Genomic DNA, 16693 nt, shown 5'->3' on the forward strand with positions numbered 1-16693 from the left:
CGCCGGCCGGACGACCTATCCGGCGGCGGCGAGGACGAGAACGAGGGCTTGCGCGAGGTCGACGGGGCGATAGGGCTTCGTCAGCACCGGAATGCCGGCATAGGCTTCGTCGCCTTCCGCGTGGCCGTAGCCCGTCGCGAAGATGAAGGGGATGCCGCGGCGGATCAGGACGTCGGCCACGGGATAGGAGCGCCCGCCATGAAGGTTGATGTCGAGAACCGCGACGTCAAGCTCGCAGCGGCCCGCCATCTCGATCGCCGGGGCGAGGTGCATGGCGGTGCCGACCACCTCCATGCCGAGATCCAGAAGCGTGTCCTCCAGGGTCATCGCGACGAGCATCTCGTCCTCGACGATCAGGACGCGCTTGTTGCGGAGCGCCATCAGCGCCCCTCGACGCTGGCGAGGGGGGCAAGGATCTCGCAAACGACGCCGCCGGCCGGATAGCGCAGCTCGACCGTGCCGCCGAGCTCGGCCGCCAGTCCCCGCTCGACGAGGCGCGAGCCGAAGCCCGAGCGGGTCGGCGCGCGCACCGCGGGGCCGCCGCTCTCCGCCCAGCGGAGGCGGAACATCGAGCCCGTCTCGCCACCCTCCAGGCTCCATGCGATGTTCACGCGCCCCTCGGGCACGGACAGGGCGCCGTATTTGGCCGCGTTCGTGCAGAGCTCGTGGAAGGCGAGCGCGAGGCTCACCGCGGCCTTGGGCCCGACGCGGATGGTCGGCCCGTCCATGTCGAAGCGATGGCCGTCGCGGAACGGCCGGAGGGCGTTCTCGACGATCCGCGCGAGGGGCGCTGCTTCCCAGCTCTCCTGCGTCAGGAGGCTGTGCGCGTCCGACAGCGCCAACAAGCGGCCCTGGAAGGCTTCGCGCGCGTCGCTCGGGCCATGATCGCCCTTGAACGACTGGACGGCGATCGACTGGACCACGGCCAGCGTGTTCTTGACCCGGTGGTTCAGTTCGTTGACCAGAAGCTCGCGGTGGCGCTCGGCGAGCTTGCGCTCGGTGATGTCGGAGAAGGAGGCGGCGAGGCCGCCCTCCCGCGTCGGCGCGATCCGGGCCTCGACGTAGCGGTCGGGGCGGGCCGGGGACCGCTCCTCGAAGGTCAGCCGCGTGCGCTCCTCCATGGCCCAGCGCAGGTGCTCCCCGAAGGGACTCGCGAGCGCGCCGGGAACCGCCTCCCAGAAGACGCGCCCGAGCACCTCGTCGCGCCGCAGGTCGAGGGCCTCCTCGGCGGCGCGGTTGAACAGGGTGACGCGCCAGTCAGCGTCCAGCGCGAAGAAGCCGTCGGACACGGCTTCCAGGACGGTGCGCATCGCGTGCTCGCTTTCGGCGAGCCGCTTCGCCTGGCGACGCGCCTCGCTCACGTCTTGCACAAGCCCGTAGAAGCCGGTGACCTCGCCGTCCGGCCCGCGAGCCGGGATGAAGTCGGCTTTGACGTGGCACTCGCCGATGTCGGGATAGCGCACGCTCTCCTCGAAGCTGAGATGCTCGCCCGCCAAAACCGCGTCGATCCGGGGCTTCACCTGCGCGAAGGCGGCGGGGCCGACGACGTCGGCAACCGAGCGGCCGACGACGTCGTCCCGCCGGCAGCGGAACCAGGTCTCGTAGGTCCGGTTGACGAAGCGGTAGCGCAGGTCCCGGCCGATATGGGAGATGAGCACCGGCAGGGCGTCGGTCAGGGATTGCAGCTGCTGCTCGGACCGGGCGAGCGCGGCCTCGGCCTGCGTCGCGGCGAGCCTGGCCTCCAGGACCCGCTCCCGGCCCGCCGCCTCGCCGCGCAGCGCCGACAGGCGCAGGGCGCCGTCGACGCGGGCGCGCAACTCCTGCGCGCCGAAGGGCTTCACGACGTGATCGTCGGCGCCCGCCGTCAGGCTCTCGACGCGCGCCTCCTCGCCGGCCCGCGCGGACAGGAAGATGACGGGCAGGGTCGCGGTCGCCGGGTTCGCCCGCAGCGCGGCCAGAAGGGCGAAGCCGTCGACGTTGGGCATCATGATGTCCGACAGGACGAGGTCCGGCTGCACGCGGCCGACCGCGTCGAGCGCTTCCGCGCCGTCGGCCGCGGTGGTCACGTCGTAGCTCTCGCCCAGAAGTCGCCGGACATAGGCCCGCATGTCCGCATTGTCGTCGACGAGGAGGATGCGCGGCACGGATGCCGGTCGCGGCGCGGCCGGAGCGTCGTCCGAGGCCTCCGGCAGCCAGCGAAGCGCTTCCTCGGCGAAGGCTCGCGCCTGCGGGCGCCCGCTCGCCTCGCGAGGAGAAGCGGCCGGGACCCCCGCACCGGCCGCTTCGGTGGGCAGGAGGACCGTGAAGGTGGTGCCGCGGCCGGGACCGTCGCTTTCGGCACGGATGGTTCCGCCGTGGAGCTCGACGAGCTGCCTGACGAGAGCGAGGCCGATGCCCGTTCCCTCGTGGCTTCTCGCCGCCTGCGCGTCGACGCGGTGGAATCGCTCGAAGACGCGCTGCAGCTCCTCGCCCGGCAGGCCGACGCCCGTGTCGGACACGACCAGCGCGACCGTCCCCTCCCCCGTCTCGCGCAGCCGCACCGCGATCGAGCCGGCATGGGTGAACTTGAAGGCGTTGGAGAGGAGGTTCAGGACGATCGTCTCGTACATGTCGCGGTCGACGTCGACGGGCCGGGACAGCGGCGGCACGTCGACCGAGAAGCGCAGGCCCACCGTCTCGATCGCAGAGCGGAAGTTGGAGGCGAGATCGGCCGTGAGCGAGGACAGGTCGTGCGGCTCGAAGCGCGCCTGCGCCCGGTTCGCCTCGACGCGCGAGAAGTCGAGAAGCGTGTTGACGAGCCGCAGCAGGCGCAGCGCGTTGCGATGGGCGATGCCGAGCGCGCCGCGATGGGCGGCGAGGTTCTCGGGCGCCTCGGCCAAGGCCTCCTCCAGGGGGCCGAGGAGGAGGGTCAGGGGTGTCCTGAACTCGTGGGACACGTTCGAGAAGAAGGCCGTCTTCGCCCGGTCGAGCTCGGCCAGCTCCTCCGCCCGCCGCCGCTCGTCCTCGCGGGCGCGGGCATTGCGCACGGCGACGGAGACCTGGGCCGCCAGGAGCTCGAAGAAGGAGCGGTAGCCCTCGTCGAGCGCCCGATTGGGGGAGACGCCCGCGACGAGAACGCCGAGAACGGCGCCTTGCGCCCCCGCGATCGGCAAACAGAGCGCTGAGGTCACGGGATCGTCGAAGGCGCCGCCGGTGAGCGGCAGGACGCTCTCGACGGCCTCGACGAGAACGGCTTCGCCGGCAAGCGCGCGGTCGAGCGGCCAGGGTCCCTCGCCCGACGACGTCCAGGACGCGGCCATCGCCTCCTCGGATTCGCTCAGGCCCTGGCTCGTGGCGAGCGCGAGCGTGTCGCCGTCGCGAAGATAAAGGCATGCGAAGGGGACGTCGGCGCGGTCCTCGCCCAGGGCCTCGGCGAGATGGCGCGCGACCTGGACGGTCTCCTGCGCGTCTCCAGCCCGCGCGGCGAGCTCGCGCAGCAGGCGCAGCCGGCGCTCCCCGACCACCTGCTCGGTCACTTCCGAACACACCGCGAGCATGCCGACGATCTCGCCGCGATCGTTTTCCGCCGGCGCGTGGCTGACCGAGAAGTAGGCCTCCTCGCGATAGCCCGAGCGGTGCATCTCGAGCGGAAGCGCCGGCGTCCAGTTGGCGACGCCCGTCGCCATCACCCGGTCGATCATCGGCCCGAGCGTGTCCCAGGCCTCGGCGAGGGTGACGCGGATGTCCGCGCCCAGCCCCGAGGGGTGCCGGTCGCCGATCAGCTTGGAATAGGCGTCGTTGTAGATCTGCGTGAAGTGCGGCCCCCAGGTGAGGACCATCGGGTATTGCGAGGACAGAAGCGTGCGCACGGTGGAGCGCAGGCTCTGCGACCAGCCCTGCACAGGGCCGAGCGGCGTGGCGGCCCAATCGAGCTCGCGTCCGAGCGCCCGAACGTCGCCGGAACCGGAAAACAGCGCCGCGGACGACCAGGAACGCGGTTCGGCCATGTCGGGCAAGCGGTCAACCTTCGGCATTGATGATCTCGGCCGGGTGGATCTAGCAGATCGCGGAAGCGGGCGGCCAGTGGCGGCAACGGTGCGGCGTCACCGACGACGGCGCCATTGCGTTGCCGGCAACAGAGCGTCGCTCCGTCCCGCGGCACCGGGGCCTCTCGACATCCGCCGCTTGGATTCGGCACATTTGGCGCCAGCTATCGATCATGCCGTTCGAACGGCGGCGCCGGAGCAGCGTATGAGCCCTATGAACACCAATGCCCAAGGCCTCCTCGAGCTTCGCCTCACCTCCCACGATCGGTTCGGTCAACGGGAACGGGATCTCCTGTCCGGCCTGTCGTGGCGCATCGAGGACCTGCCTGCGCGGCGGATCTTCATCCACGAAGGCGACCGGCCGGCCCAATCCTGCCTGATCGTCAGCGGCGCGGTGGTGCGCTCCCAATACACGGCCGAGGGACAGCGCCAGATCCTGTCCGTGCATATTCCGGGCGACATGCCGGACCTCCAGAGCCTCCATATCGGGCGGATGGACCACGACCTCGAAACGGTCAGCGCCGCCCGGGTAGCCTTCGTGCCCCATGGCGAGCTGCACCGCCTCTGCGCCGCCTCGACCCACCTCAACGCGGCCTTCTGGCGCGAAAGCCTGATCGACGCGGCCCTTCACCGCGCCGCCATCTTCCGCAACGCGCAGCTCGACGCCGATGCGCGGCTGGCGCACTTCCTGTGCGAGATGCAGCTGCGGCACAGCGCCGTCGGGCTGGTCGACGCGGACGGCTTCGACTTCCCCCTTTCGCAGGAGCTGATCGGCGAGGTTCTCGGCCTCACCATCGTCAGCATCAACCGGGCCTCGCAGACCCTGCGGGCCCGCGACCTGATCCGCATGCAGAAGGGGCACATCCAGGTGCTCGATTGGGACGGCCTCGTCCGCTACGCCCAGTTCGACAGCTCCTTTCTTCATCTGCGGCTCGGCGACGAGGTTCTAGCCGCGGCCAGCTAGAGGCCGCGGCCTCATGTCCCTTGCTGTTTTTCGGCATCCTTTCGCCCCCTGGAGCGCCGCCATTTTTGACGAGCTTCCGTCTTCCGGTGTCTCCAGGTGTCCCCTATCATCCCCACTTCGGAGTGGGGAGGAAAGTGGGAATGGCGGCTCGGACCTTGCACAAGCTGAGTGACACGACGGCTCGCTCGGACAAGCTGAAGCCCGGCCGCTACTCCGATGGCGGCGGGCTCTATCTCGCCGTCTCCCCCACCTCCACGAGGTCCTGGGTGTTCATGTGGGTGCGCGATGGCAAGCGTCGGGAGATGGGGTTGGGGCCGTACCCCACCATCAGCTTGGCGAAGGCGCGGAAGCTCGCGGCCGACTGCCGGGATGCCGTCGCTCATGGACGCGACCCGATTGCTGAGCGCGACCGAGAGGAGGAGCCGACCTTCAGCGAGGCGGCTGAAGCCGTATATGCCTCCATGCATGCCTCGTGGCGCAGCGAGCGGCAGCGCGAGCAGTGGCGACGCTTTATGCGCGTCGAGACGGCGCCAATCCGCGATAAACGGGTCTCGGCGATTAGCACCGATGACGTGCTGAAGGTGCTTACCCCACTTTGGCAGGCCAAGCCCGAGACCGCCTCGCGCATGCGGGTGCGCCTGGAAGCGGTCCTGAATTATGCGAAGGCCAAGGGCTGGCGGTCGGGAGAGAACCCGGCCATGTGGCGCGGGCATCTGAAGAACATACTGCCGGCCCGGAGCCGGATCGGGCAGCACCACGCGGCTATGCCCTACGAAAGGATCCCAGCCTTGATGCCCCGCCTTTGCCAGAACGGGAGCATGGGCGCCAGGCTCCTAGAATTCACAATACTGACGGCGGCGCGGTCAGGGGAGGCTCGCCTCTCTACGTGGCCGGAGATCGACCTGGAGCGCGCTCTTTGGGTCGTTCCAGCCAAGCGCATGAAGGCGGGCAAGGAGCACCGCGTCCCCCTACCCCGCCGAGCGATCGAGCTGCTTCGCGAACTGCATGATCTGCGCACCAGCGAGTTCGTCTTCCCAGGCATGAGGCCAGGCAAACCCGTTTCAGACACTCTAATGCAGCGCTTGTTGAAGAAGCTTGGCGAGGACGTGACCGTCCACGGCTTCCGCTCTGCCTTTCGCGACTGGTGCGGCGAGGAGACGAGCTTTCCGCGCGAGGTCGCCGAGCAGGCACTGGCGCACGCGGTCGGTGACGCCGTCGAGCGAGCGTACCGCCGGGGCGACGCGTTGGAGAAGCGGCGGCAGTTGATGGAGGCGTGGGCCAGCTACCTGTCTGGCGAGCAGACCGGAAAGGTGGTGCGGCTCCATGCGCAAAGCCAATGAGGTCAGCCGAGATGAGGAAGATAAGCGACGCTTGATTGCACTGGCGAAAGTTGAGCCGGCCAAGCAGAATGAAGCTTTACAGGATCTCGCGTTGGCAATTCCCCGAGCCAAACAAGCCTTCGAGGCTGCAAAAGCGCAGCGTTTGGCGCCAGTCCAGCATGATCCAGCACTTACCGATGTGCAGGTTTCCGCCAAGAACCTCGTGAATGCACTCAGGCGATTGCAGAGTGCACCTCTTGCGCACGCATTATTCTGGGAGCGGCAGCCCGATGGGCCGGCTTATGAGAACGCCGAGAGAGAGAACCTCTTCAAGGTCTTGGGGAACATCCACACCGCGGCAGAGCGAGCAAAGAACAACTACAAACGCGGCGGCCTCCCGGACCGTGCTAAAGACCGGGTGATCGACTATGCGCTCGGCGCCTACCGCAGAAACTCCCCACTACCTTACAGAAAGACTTCGTCGGATCTTCTGAGCTTTGTAGAAGCCTTCTTCGAGGTCGTGACCGGAGAAAGCGCCGGGCAGGCAGGCATCACGAGGTCCCTCAATCGCGTCTGGCGTCGACGGCATCCGAAAACATGAACCCTCGCATTTTCTTGGGGTTCCCGTGTTAGCCCGTACCTAGCTTCCGCAGCATCATCGTCCGTGCACACCGACGCACGGAGATGCACAGTGTCGAACAACCAGCCTGCAACAGGGGCCATGAGCGTAGACGCCTTCTGCGCCTGGGCCTGCATTAGCCGCAACAAGTTCTACCAAGAAGTCCGGGCCGGCCGCATTCCGCTTCGCAAGATGGGGCGGAAGTCGCTCGTTGCTGTGCCTGATGCTTTGGCTTGGCTCAACTCCCTCCCCGTCATCGAAGTCAAAGAGGCCGCGTGAAACGATGCCCATCATAAACGAAAGCCGCCCCTGCGGACGGCCTTCGGCATACATCATCCCTGGCAGGATCGATGCCGAAGATACCGCTCCCGCCGCTACTCTTCAAGCCTCCTACCTCGTCGCCCGCTACACGATGAGCGACGCCGTCGCCCGTCTCGTGGCCGAGCACGCCTTCGCAAAGGGGGTGCAGCGATGAAGCGCTACATGATCCGCGCCCGCGTCCTTCCGGACGGGCTTCCTCAAACTATCATCGGCCGAGATGCCTGGGCATTGGAGCGGCTTCTCGCCGCCGGCGCCTGCGGCTGCACTCCGATCGACGAGCCGGCGCCGCGCTGGAGCCACTACGTCTTCAAGCTTCGTCACACCCACGGCCTCGTCATCGAGACCGTCGAGGAGCCGCACGGCGGACGGTTTGCCGGCACGCATGCGCGATACGTGCTGCGGTCTGAGGTCGAGATCCTTCCGGCCGATGCCGAACGGGAGGCCGCTTGATGGGCGGCCCCCTCGCCATCCTTTCGGCTTGTGCGGCTCTCTGTGGCCGCGCGAGTTCGTCGGCGGCAGCGTCGCGCCAGTACCTTCGCGAGAACGACCTCGCCGTGCGCCGGCTCGGTGATCCCGACCCGATAGCCAAAGGCTGTGGGCTTCTGGTCGTCACGTCGATCAGGCGGGTCGGCAAAACACGCTTTGCCTTCGCCGAGAAGGGCGAGCGAGGCGTGCCTGCCGCTGTAATCTTGGTGTTCGGCCGTGACGGCACCAGCGTGGTCGACCTCGCCGGCTGGCCGATGGCGCGCCCGACCGAGCTGCGGACGATGTTCGGCGCGGCCTCGATGCTGGGCGTCAGCAACGTCCACCGCGCCGCGACCTACGCCTTCGGACCGCTGCGCGTGTGGCGCACGGCGCTCGGCTGGCTGCGGGGCGGCGCCGCGGGCGCCGTCATCCTCAACCCGCCCGAAGCGGCTCGCGACCTCCTCGACGCGCCGGGGCGGATCGCGGGTGAGGACCATCACCATGCGGTCGCGCTTGCCGGCCTCGTCGCCTCGCTGTTCGACAAGTCCCGGTTCGTCGCGCCCTCCACACGATCCGAAAGGGAGGCTGCATGAACGCCGCCGACTTCAAACCTGTCTTTGGGAGCAAGGGGGCCGCGGCGATCAAGCCGCGGTCCATCCTGCTGGATTGGCGCTCAGGCCTCATTCTCACCGACAAGGGGGCACCGAAACCGCTCCTCGCCAACGTGCTTCATGCCCTGCGCGAGAGCGAGGAATGGGCTGGCGTGCTCGCCTACGACGAGTTCGCCATGACGACGGTGCTCGTCGCGCCGCCGCCGTGGGAACACGGCACCTTCACCTCGCGCACCTGGTCGGACGCCGACACGGTGCTGACGACCGAGTGGATGCAGCGCGAGGGGATCGCGATCAGCATCCGGGACGCCGAGGCAGCAGTCGAGACGGTCGCGCGCGAGGCGCCTCGACACCCGATCCGGTCATTCCTGAATAGCCTTCGGTGGGACGGGCAGCCGCGCGCCGCAACCTGGCTCTCGACCTATCTCGGTGTTGAGGCGAGTGACTACACGTCGGCGGTCGGGCGCTGCTTCCTCGTCGGCGCCGTGGCGCGGGTGATGCGGCCCGGCTGCAAGGTCGACACGATGTTGATCCTCGAAGGCCCGCAAGGGGCCAGGAAGTCGACCTCGCTCGCGGTGCTGGGCGGTTCCTGGTTTTCCGACGAGATAGCTGACCTTGGCTCCAAGGACGCGGCCATGCAGGCGCGGGCCGCCTGGATCATCGAGCTGTCGGAACTCGACGCGATGTCGAAGGCGGAGGCGACGCGGACGAAGGCGTTCCTGTCGCGGACGACGGACCGATATCGGCCGCCCTACGGTCGACGGGTCATCGAAGCTGCGCGCCAATGCGTCTTCGCCGGCACGACGAACGGCGACACGTACCTGAAGGATGCGACGGGCGGGCGCCGCTTCTGGCCGGTCCGCGTCGACAGCATCAATGTAGATGCGCTGCGGATCGACCGTGATCAGCTTTGGGCCGAAGCCGTTCAGCTCTACCGCAACGGCGGAAGGGAGGGCCGCTGGTGGCTCGATACGGACGACCTCGTCGCTGCCGCCTCTGAGGCGCAGGCCGCCCGCCAGCAGCGCGATCCGTGGGAGGAGGACATCCAGCGCTTCCTCGCCGGGCGGAACAGCGTCACCACCCGAGAGATCCTGGCGGAGTGTCTGCTCATCGAGCCGTCGCGTCGCGACCGCAACATGGAGATGCGCGTCGGTAACGTGCTGCGGAGCTTGAGCTTCGAGCGGCGTCAGGTTCGCGAAGGAAGTCAGCGGGTGTGGCGCTATGAGCGGACACTCTGACAGGTGGAGGCATGTCACCACCTCACCTCGCGTCCGTCACCACGGCTCGGTGGTGACAAGCTGTCAGGCGGTGACACGAAAAGCCAGCATTACCAACGCTGTCACTACCGTCACTACCGTCACTACTTGTTCTGTAATCTCTATAGAGGGGGCAAAACAGTGCTTTCTATAGGGTTTAGGGAAGTGGTGGTGCCTGTGGTGACGGTAGTGACAGCCGACACAGGAGGTCTGCCATGGCGGACAGCAAGCGCACGCCTTTCGACGGAGTAGACGTAGACGAGCTCGCGGATCGTCTGGCGGGCGTCGGAACGGGCAATGATACCGCCAAAGCGGATGCGGCCCGCGAAGCGATGGTGTCCGAGCTGATCGACCTTGTTGAGGCCGCCGATCGGCGCGGGATCGAGCCCGACATCGATGCTGACCTTCTCGCTGCGGTGCGTCAGCGGATCGCCGAGCGGGATCTATCGGCAGCTGTGGCGCAGGCTATCGAGGAGCAGGGGGAGGAGTGGCCGAACATCGCCTTGGGATCGAGCCTCCCCGACGCGAACCGCATGTTGATGCGGCAGCTCATGGCAACGGGTAACCGGTCGGACGATCCGATGAAGGACCCAGGCGTGATAGCGGGCGCCATGGTGTCGCTTCTCAAGCCTGCGGATGAATTGGAGGGGATGCTTCTGACGCAGATGGTCGCCATGCACAACGTGGCGATGGACTGCGCTGCCCGGGCGAGCGGGCGGAACGAGCTGGCGCTCTATCGCGAGTATCTGAACCAAGGGAACAAGGCGTCTCGGACGTTCGTGACGCTGATGGAAGCGCTGAACAAGCACCGAGGCAAGGGCAGCCAGCAGCGGGTGACGGTCGAACACGTCTACAACGACCATCGGCAGCAGATGCTCGTAGCGCCTGCCCTGGGTCCCGTGTCGACGCCGATGATTGCCAATGTCCCCGCGGACGCCGTGACCTTCGACATGATGATGATGGCCGAGGGCGTCTCTGCACCGGGGGGTGGGGCGGGGGATGAGAACGGATCGAAGGAATAACCCCATGCCATGTGGCGCAAAGACCAGGCGAGGCACGCCGTGCGAGGCTCCTTCGATGAAGAACGGTCGATGTCGGATGCACGGAGGCAAGTCGACCGGCCCGCCGAAGGGAAGCCAGAACAATCTCAAACACGGCTACTACACGGCTGAGGCTGTGATGGAGCGACGGAAAGCGCGAGCGGCTTTGGAGGTCGCGCGATACCTGGTCCGCATCGTGATGCAGGACGAGACTGGAGGCTGAAGCTGATGGTGAGATCCGGCAGCAGCACCGCGAGCACGGAGGACAAAGCATTGACGCAGATCCGCGGCTTCGTGCCTGACCTTATGGAAGGTTTCCTGACGACGCAGCAGGCGGCGCAAGCACTGCGGCTGTCGGAAGTCACCTTAAAGCGGTGGCGCGCTAAGGGACAAGGACCCTTGTGGTGCGCCATTGGCGGGAGAATTTTCTACCAGCTAGCAGATCTCCGACACTGGCGGGACGAATTCCTTACAATGCCCCACGATATTCGTCAAACTCTTGAATAATGATCCATTATGATCGGAATTCTGTTTCCGTAGAACACGAACGGTACTTCCCCACCGAAGTGTCGGTGCTGCAATCTGCCAGCGTATACTCCAACGAAGCTTCTCGTGAGAATTCTATCGATCATCACGCGAATTGTTCCGTCTGGGGTGGGAACTGGCGCCGGCCCAACATGCGTCCGGAACACTGCTGCACCTGAGAAGCCGGGGCTGGTAAGAGCATCCACAAGGAACATTGGCTTGTTGTCGACTGGGAGCAGTGGTTCTGAAGCAAACGCTCCGCGGCGCCATACCGGCGTCATCAGTCCGCCTGGCGAGGGGTGCGGATATCCGAGTATCGAACAATCGAAACCAACGTTGGTGAGCAGATTGTCGAAATTGTCTGGAGCGTCATTAAGGCATATAACATTGTAGTTGTGATCAAATGGTATCGGGATTGCAGCTATATCAGTTCTAAGAGCCGAAAACTCCGGATCTTCGGCCCAGGACCTCTCCCCATCAGGATCGATTTCTAGAACAACGTCTGATCTTACAAACTGGCCCTGGTCAACCTCGATCGCAGGGAAGATCTGAAAACGTCTTGGGATAAATCCTGTTGGCGACATCAATTGATTTAAGAACGGATCCCGACCTGTGATCACGTGTCTCGCGCTTACAAGGAATATCGTCCCTGCATGTCTCCATAAGAAGCCACTTCCATGCGAGACGATGCTGTCCTCACCATCATTAGACAGTTGATGAACTGGCGTAGAGCTGAGTGAGTTTACACTCACTAGTGCGTCGGGAAACTGCAGCGGAAATGGTGCGCCGAATTGCCCACCGATCAGAGGCCTGTAAGCCATATCTGCCCTTCGAAGATGACTGGTGTTGGAAGCCACCGATCAGGAGATGACGCTACCAACATATCCCAGATGATACCGCAAGATGCGTCATGACATCGAGAAAAAACCTTCGCTGTATGTAGTCTCATGATTACTAATCGAGGGAAGGCAAATGCCAAAATATCCCGAAATCATCCAAACCCGCGCCCCCGCTGGCACAGTTGCGAGGCTTGATGAGGTCGCTCGGGCCAATGGGCAGCGCCCGGGCGATGTCGTGCGCGACGCTGTGATAGCGCATCTGGCGGCGCTTGCCAGCGATGGAGCGAGGGTCGCGTGATGCAAGACATCCTGGAAGCGGCCCGATCGGCCAAAACCTCGACCGACTTCGCTGCGGTCATCGCCGATCTGGAAGGCGCCATCATCGAGGCGGAGGCCAAGCGTCGCCATCTCGCCGAAGAGGTGGAAGGCGTCATCTTCGAAGACGGCAACATCTCGAAGGCACGCAAGGCGCTGGCTGACTGCGCGGCCGAGATCGACACGCTGAACGCGGCGCTCAAGGGGGCCCGGAAGCGTCTGGCGCAGGCGGAGGCTGACGAGGACGCCGAGCGCACCGACGAGCGGCATGCAAAGGCTGTAGCAACCGGCGAGGATCTGACCGCCGCGACGATGCGCTTCCACAAGGCCATCGCCGAGGCCCGCAAGGCTCATGCGGACATCGATTGCCTGCGTGGGCATCTGGTCGGCTTGAACGGTGGTCTGCCGCAAGACCGTCAGGTGCCGCCCGGCTTGGCGCAGAAGGCTGCTGGCAACCTGCCCGACGTGATGCTCGACGGCCTGACGCGGAACGGCGTCCGCATCGATCAACTGCTGATCGACCTCGCCACGCCTGGCAAGCCGATCCACTGGGGCGGGCGCTCTCACCCGAACGTCGGGTGGGTCGGACCGGCGCCGAGGGCCGCGTGATGCAGGCTCCTGGCAACGACAACGAGATGTTGGACCCTATCGTCCTCCGGCACATGCGCTCGGCCCTTGAGCTTCTTGCTGATGGTCGGCGCCGTGTGCCCTCCCGACTTCAATCGCAGCGAAATGCGTCGATTGAAGCTGCTCCTGCGCCCGTCACGATGCGCGAGGCGACGGACACAGCCTTCACGCTCGCCGCCATCGCCTGGGGCGCCAAAGGCGGGGACGCCGCATGACCTGGCACCGCAAGGGCATCCTCCACCAGCAGGGCAAGACGCTCGTTTATCCGCTGACGACGCACGGGTTCTCCGGCATCGCCAAGCCGGGCGATGTGCTGGCGTTCCTCGAAAGCAAGTGGTTTGCCCGGCGGGGCCTCTACCTGTTCCACCACGACGAATACGAGCGCTTGGCCACCTCTCCGAGCGCGACGGACGAGGCGTGCGTGGGGCGGCTCGTCGGGATCATGCCCGTGCCGGACCCGGTGCACGGCGCATGGTCCCGGCCTGCCGACTACATCCGCGCCCGAGACGCGCAGGGCGTGTTCCCGGTCCTCTGGTGCATGGACGGCCCGACCATGGGCGAGGTGTACGAGATGGTACCCGGCGACGTGATGCGCGCTCGGGAGCCCGTGTGCCCCGATTTGAACGTGTTGGCGCAAGTCCTGCGGCGACAGGGCCGCATCGTCTACGGCCACAGCATGACAGCGCACCCGATGATGTCGGCCCTGCTCGCTCGCGCCATCGGTTCGGAGCGCATGACCTGGACGGCGTGGATCTCGATGCGCGTCCGGCACCTCTTGAGACAAGGAAGCTGACCATGTGCTTCGCTGCCATTCCTCTCGTTGCCTCGGCCGTTGGTGCCGGCATAAACGCCATGGGGGCCATCCAGCAGGGTCGGGACGCTGAGGCGATGGCTGAGGCGCAGGCGCAGGCCTACGAGCGCCAGACCGTCGCGAACCAGCGTGCCGCCGGATACGAGGCCATGCAGGAGCATCGGCGCTCCGCTCTCGCGCAGTCGGCCGCACGGGCACAGGTCGGCGCTTCGGGCGTCGGCTTCCAGGGCTCGCCGGGTGCAGTCCTGTCCGCGAACGCCGAGCAGTCGCAGCTCGACATCGACGCCATCCTTTGGAACTCGAAGGTCAACACGACGGCGCTGAAAACACAGGCCGGCATCTCTCGGATGCAGGGGCGCCAGGCGCGGCAGGCAAGCTACTTGGGCGCTGCCGGCGCCGTCGTGGGCGGGATCTCCGACATGTACGACATCAGCAGCCGGCAGAAGGCGCGTGCTGGACTGAGCGCGGGCGTCACGCCGCGCCCCGGCATCTACCTCGGCATGAACCAGTTCGCGTGAGGTCAGACGATGGCTCGCATCCCTTTGCAGACGGCTCGCCAGTCGCTGAACCCCGGCAGCCCGGTCCAGTATCCTTCCGGCTCGCCTGTCGGTGAGGCCATGTCCGCTTTCGGATCGCAGGTGTCGCGAGCCGGACGGCAGATATTCGAGGTCAACGAGCGGGCCGCAGAGGAGGCGGACCGGCGGCGGCGTCAGGATGTCGGCTTCCAGGTAGAGACGCAGAAAGCCCAGCTTCTGATCGATGCCGGCCAAAAGGCTATGGAGATCGACAGAGACGGCCCAGCCAACGGGGACGGGTTGGTCAACGCGGTCGACGCCGACATCAGCACCCGTCTCGATCGGCTTGTTCAGTCCGTCCCGCCGGACATGCGGGCGCAGGTGAAGGCCGAACTGGCGCCGATCCGGGCGCGGACCGTCTTGAGCGCGGCGGCGCAGCAGAACGAGAAGCGCACCGGCTGGTTCAAGTCGAACATCAGCGAGGCGCAGCGGATCGCCACGCAGCAGGCGCACGACGCGCCCGACCAGTTCGAACAGGCCAGGGCGACGGTCTACGGCATCATCGACAAGTCGGACCTGCCCGAGCCGGAGAAGCTGAAGGCCCGGCGCGACACGGACGCAGCGCTCGGCGGCGCGGTCTACACGGCGCGCGAAATGGCCGAACCCGGCAGTCAGCGCCGCCGTCTCGGCATTGCTCCGGAGGCGCCTGCGGGCGTGACCATGACCGGCGGCGAGTTCGAACGCGGGCAGTCGATCGCGAGCTACTACCGCAACAAGGGCCTGTCGCCCGTCGCCTCCGCGGCCATTGCCGGGCACTTCGTGCAGGAGAACGGCGGACGCTTCACGGGGCGGCCTGGCGACAGCGGCACGGCCTTCGGTGCGGCTCAGTGGCGCGAGGAGCGCTTCGAGGGTCTTCAGCAGTTCGCGGCGCAGCGCGGCACGACCTGGGAAGATCCGCAGACGCAGCTCGACTATGTCGAGTGGGAGGGCTTGAACGGCGACGCTGGGGCGCGGCGCGCCTGGAACGAGCTTCAGAACGCCAAGACCCTTGAAGACGCCACCGAAGCGATGATGCACTTCGAGCGTCCGCAGGGCTACCAGCCGCATTCGCCGCGAGGCGGGCACGGGTGGGACAACCGGCTCCGGAACGCCCGCGAGATCCTGGGCGGTGGTCGCCAGCCTGCCGGCGGTCGGGATATCCCGGTCGTCTCTGCCGGACACGTGAAGATGGATGGCGTCGACGCCATCGTCCTCGACCGCTGGAAGGCGGTTCAGAACCAGTTCGGGCGACAGCTCACCATCACGTCGGGCCACCGGGATCGCGTCTACAACAAGCGCGTAGGCGGCGCCGACAAGTCCCAGCACATCCACGGCAACGCCATCGATGTCAGCGTGAAGGGCATGTCCAAGGAGGACCGCGTCCACCTGATCTCGTTGGCTTCGTCCATGGGCTTCACCGGGATCGGCGTCTACGAGAACAGCCTCCACCTCGACACGGGGCCGCGCCGCTCGTGGGGGCCGAGCTACGGGGGGGAGAGCATCCCCGCGTGGGCGAAGGGCGTGCTCGACGCGCACAACGCCGGACAGGTGGAAGCGACAGCGCCGGGGCCGCTCGCCTCGCGAGACTATGACCTCGCGCCCGAATATTCCGGCCTGTCCTTTGCCGACCGCTTGCAGCTCGCGCAGCAGTCCGACCGGGCTGGAGCCGAGGCGGCACGCTCGGCGTTGGCGCAGCAGAAGGCGCAGCTCGAAGCTTACACGTCGAGCCTGGATGTGCGGGCGCTCAACTTCGACCTGACCGAAGCGGAGGTGCTGGCTGATCCGAACCTGACGGACGCGGACCGTGCCCCTCTGCTGCGGACCGTCCGCTCCGTCGCCAACGATGTCAGCGCGGGCGAGCGGGCCTTCGCCGACTATCAGAACGGCGCCATGCGCGACCTGAACCCGCTGGATAGCGACGAGCGGGCGGTGGCAGACAAGGCTTACAGCACCATGCTGAAGTCGCTGAGCGGCGCGGCGCCCGAGCTCGTGCAGCAGCAGACCGAGACGTTCATCCGCAACACGGGCATCATCCCTCAGCGGGTGCAGGCTGACATCCGCGCGGGCTTCTACGCCAAGGACCCGGCGCTCTTGGCAGCCGCTGCGGGACAGGCTGTCGCTATCCAGAAGGCCGCGCCGCTGGCCTTCGAGACGATGCCGAACGGCGAGCAGGTGCTCCGCGACCTCACGACGTTCCGCACCCTCGTGGAGGGTCGAAACTACACGAGGGCGGAAGCTGCTCAGGAGATCCTGGATCAGCGTTCCGACGCCTATCATACCGCCGAGCGGATGAACTGACTCGGGCGTGATTTGGCGTCGAAGGGTGAAGGTGCTTTCCTGAGTTTCGAAAGGAGGCTCGGGATGGCGTTGGAGATCAGGACCGATCGTTCGGTGGCCGAACT

The 16693-nt window shown here is 66.4% G+C and carries 17 protein-coding genes; 14 read left to right on the forward strand and 3 right to left on the reverse strand.

Annotated elements, in window-relative coordinates; genetic code table 11:
- Positions 1 to 15 precede the first annotated feature (15 nt).
- Positions 16 to 381, reverse strand: coding sequence for a response regulator (locus tag FZN60_RS25385; RefSeq protein ID WP_158876528.1), 366 nt, complete (start codon positions 379 to 381; stop codon positions 16 to 18).
- The gene (locus tag FZN60_RS25390; RefSeq protein WP_158876531.1) at positions 381 to 4013 is read right to left on the reverse strand and encodes a PAS domain-containing protein; all 3633 of its coding nucleotides are present in this window, start codon (positions 4011 to 4013) and stop codon (positions 381 to 383) included. Before FZN60_RS25390 ends, FZN60_RS25385 begins: the two co-directional genes overlap by 1 nt.
- A 217-nt stretch (positions 4014 to 4230) precedes the next feature.
- Here FZN60_RS25390 and FZN60_RS25395 point away from each other — a divergent pair, with 217 nt between their 5' ends.
- The 10 genes from FZN60_RS25395 (at position 4231) to FZN60_RS29350 (ending at position 11127) form a co-directional block, all read left to right on the forward strand.
- A complete protein-coding gene (locus tag FZN60_RS25395) occupies positions 4231 to 4989 on the forward strand; it encodes a Crp/Fnr family transcriptional regulator (protein WP_158876533.1) in 759 nt (252 codons plus the stop codon).
- A 140-nt stretch (positions 4990 to 5129) separates the two neighbouring features.
- The gene (locus tag FZN60_RS25400) at positions 5130 to 6329 is read left to right on the forward strand and encodes a tyrosine-type recombinase/integrase (protein ID WP_158876535.1); all 1200 of its coding nucleotides are present in this window, start codon (positions 5130 to 5132) and stop codon (positions 6327 to 6329) included.
- A complete protein-coding gene (locus tag FZN60_RS25405; protein ID WP_158876538.1) occupies positions 6313 to 6909 on the forward strand; it encodes a hypothetical protein in 597 nt (198 codons plus the stop codon). Before FZN60_RS25400 ends, FZN60_RS25405 begins: the two co-directional genes overlap by 17 nt.
- Positions 6910 to 6999: 90 nt before the next feature.
- Positions 7000 to 7206, forward strand: a complete 207-nt coding sequence (locus FZN60_RS25410; protein ID WP_246727190.1) for a DNA-binding protein — start codon at positions 7000 to 7002, stop codon at positions 7204 to 7206.
- A gap of 192 nt (positions 7207 to 7398) precedes the next feature.
- A complete protein-coding gene (locus FZN60_RS25415) occupies positions 7399 to 7698 on the forward strand; it encodes a winged helix domain-containing protein (protein ID WP_158876540.1) in 300 nt (99 codons plus the stop codon).
- A 104-nt stretch (positions 7699 to 7802) separates the two neighbouring features.
- Complete coding sequence (locus tag FZN60_RS25420) at positions 7803 to 8306, forward strand: hypothetical protein (RefSeq protein ID WP_158876542.1); 504 nt, start codon at positions 7803 to 7805, stop codon at positions 8304 to 8306.
- A complete protein-coding gene (locus FZN60_RS25425; RefSeq protein WP_158876545.1) occupies positions 8303 to 9562 on the forward strand; it encodes a virulence-associated E family protein in 1260 nt (419 codons plus the stop codon). The genes FZN60_RS25420 and FZN60_RS25425 overlap by 4 nt, the downstream gene beginning before the upstream one ends.
- Positions 9563 to 9795: 233 nt before the next feature.
- The gene (locus FZN60_RS25430; protein WP_158876548.1) at positions 9796 to 10602 is read left to right on the forward strand and encodes a hypothetical protein; all 807 of its coding nucleotides are present in this window, start codon (positions 9796 to 9798) and stop codon (positions 10600 to 10602) included.
- Positions 10603 to 10606: 4 nt separating this feature from the next.
- Complete coding sequence (locus FZN60_RS29240; RefSeq protein ID WP_304505904.1) at positions 10607 to 10843, forward strand: HGGxSTG domain-containing protein; 237 nt, start codon at positions 10607 to 10609, stop codon at positions 10841 to 10843.
- A gap of 83 nt (positions 10844 to 10926) precedes the next feature.
- Positions 10927 to 11127, forward strand: a complete 201-nt coding sequence (locus tag FZN60_RS29350; protein WP_369413078.1) for a helix-turn-helix domain-containing protein — start codon at positions 10927 to 10929, stop codon at positions 11125 to 11127.
- Here FZN60_RS29350 and FZN60_RS25440 read toward each other — a convergent pair.
- Positions 11112 to 11966, reverse strand: coding sequence for a S1 family serine peptidase (locus tag FZN60_RS25440; RefSeq protein ID WP_158876553.1), 855 nt, complete (start codon positions 11964 to 11966; stop codon positions 11112 to 11114). The two genes, FZN60_RS29350 and FZN60_RS25440, sit on opposite strands and share 16 nt — an antisense overlap.
- 315 nt (positions 11967 to 12281) lie before the next feature.
- Here FZN60_RS25440 and FZN60_RS25445 point away from each other — a divergent pair, with 315 nt between their 5' ends.
- From FZN60_RS25445 to FZN60_RS25460, 4 genes are all read left to right on the forward strand, one after another.
- A complete protein-coding gene (locus tag FZN60_RS25445; protein ID WP_158876555.1) occupies positions 12282 to 12908 on the forward strand; it encodes a hypothetical protein in 627 nt (208 codons plus the stop codon).
- Positions 12909 to 13137: 229 nt separating this feature from the next.
- The gene (locus tag FZN60_RS25450) at positions 13138 to 13719 is read left to right on the forward strand and encodes a hypothetical protein (RefSeq protein ID WP_158876558.1); all 582 of its coding nucleotides are present in this window, start codon (positions 13138 to 13140) and stop codon (positions 13717 to 13719) included.
- Positions 13720 to 13814: 95 nt separating this feature from the next.
- Positions 13815 to 14255 (forward strand): hypothetical protein, encoded by a 441-nt coding sequence (locus tag FZN60_RS25455; protein ID WP_158876561.1) that lies wholly within the window; start codon positions 13815 to 13817, stop codon positions 14253 to 14255.
- Positions 14256 to 14354: 99 nt separating this feature from the next.
- Positions 14355 to 16589, forward strand: coding sequence for a phage tail tip lysozyme (locus tag FZN60_RS25460; RefSeq protein WP_158876564.1), 2235 nt, complete (start codon positions 14355 to 14357; stop codon positions 16587 to 16589).
- Positions 16590 to 16693: the final 104 nt, after the last annotated feature.

This window comes from Antarcticirhabdus aurantiaca (assembly GCF_009765365.1).
In the GTDB taxonomy this organism is placed as follows: Bacteria; Pseudomonadota; Alphaproteobacteria; order Rhizobiales; family Rhizobiaceae; genus Antarcticirhabdus; species Antarcticirhabdus aurantiaca.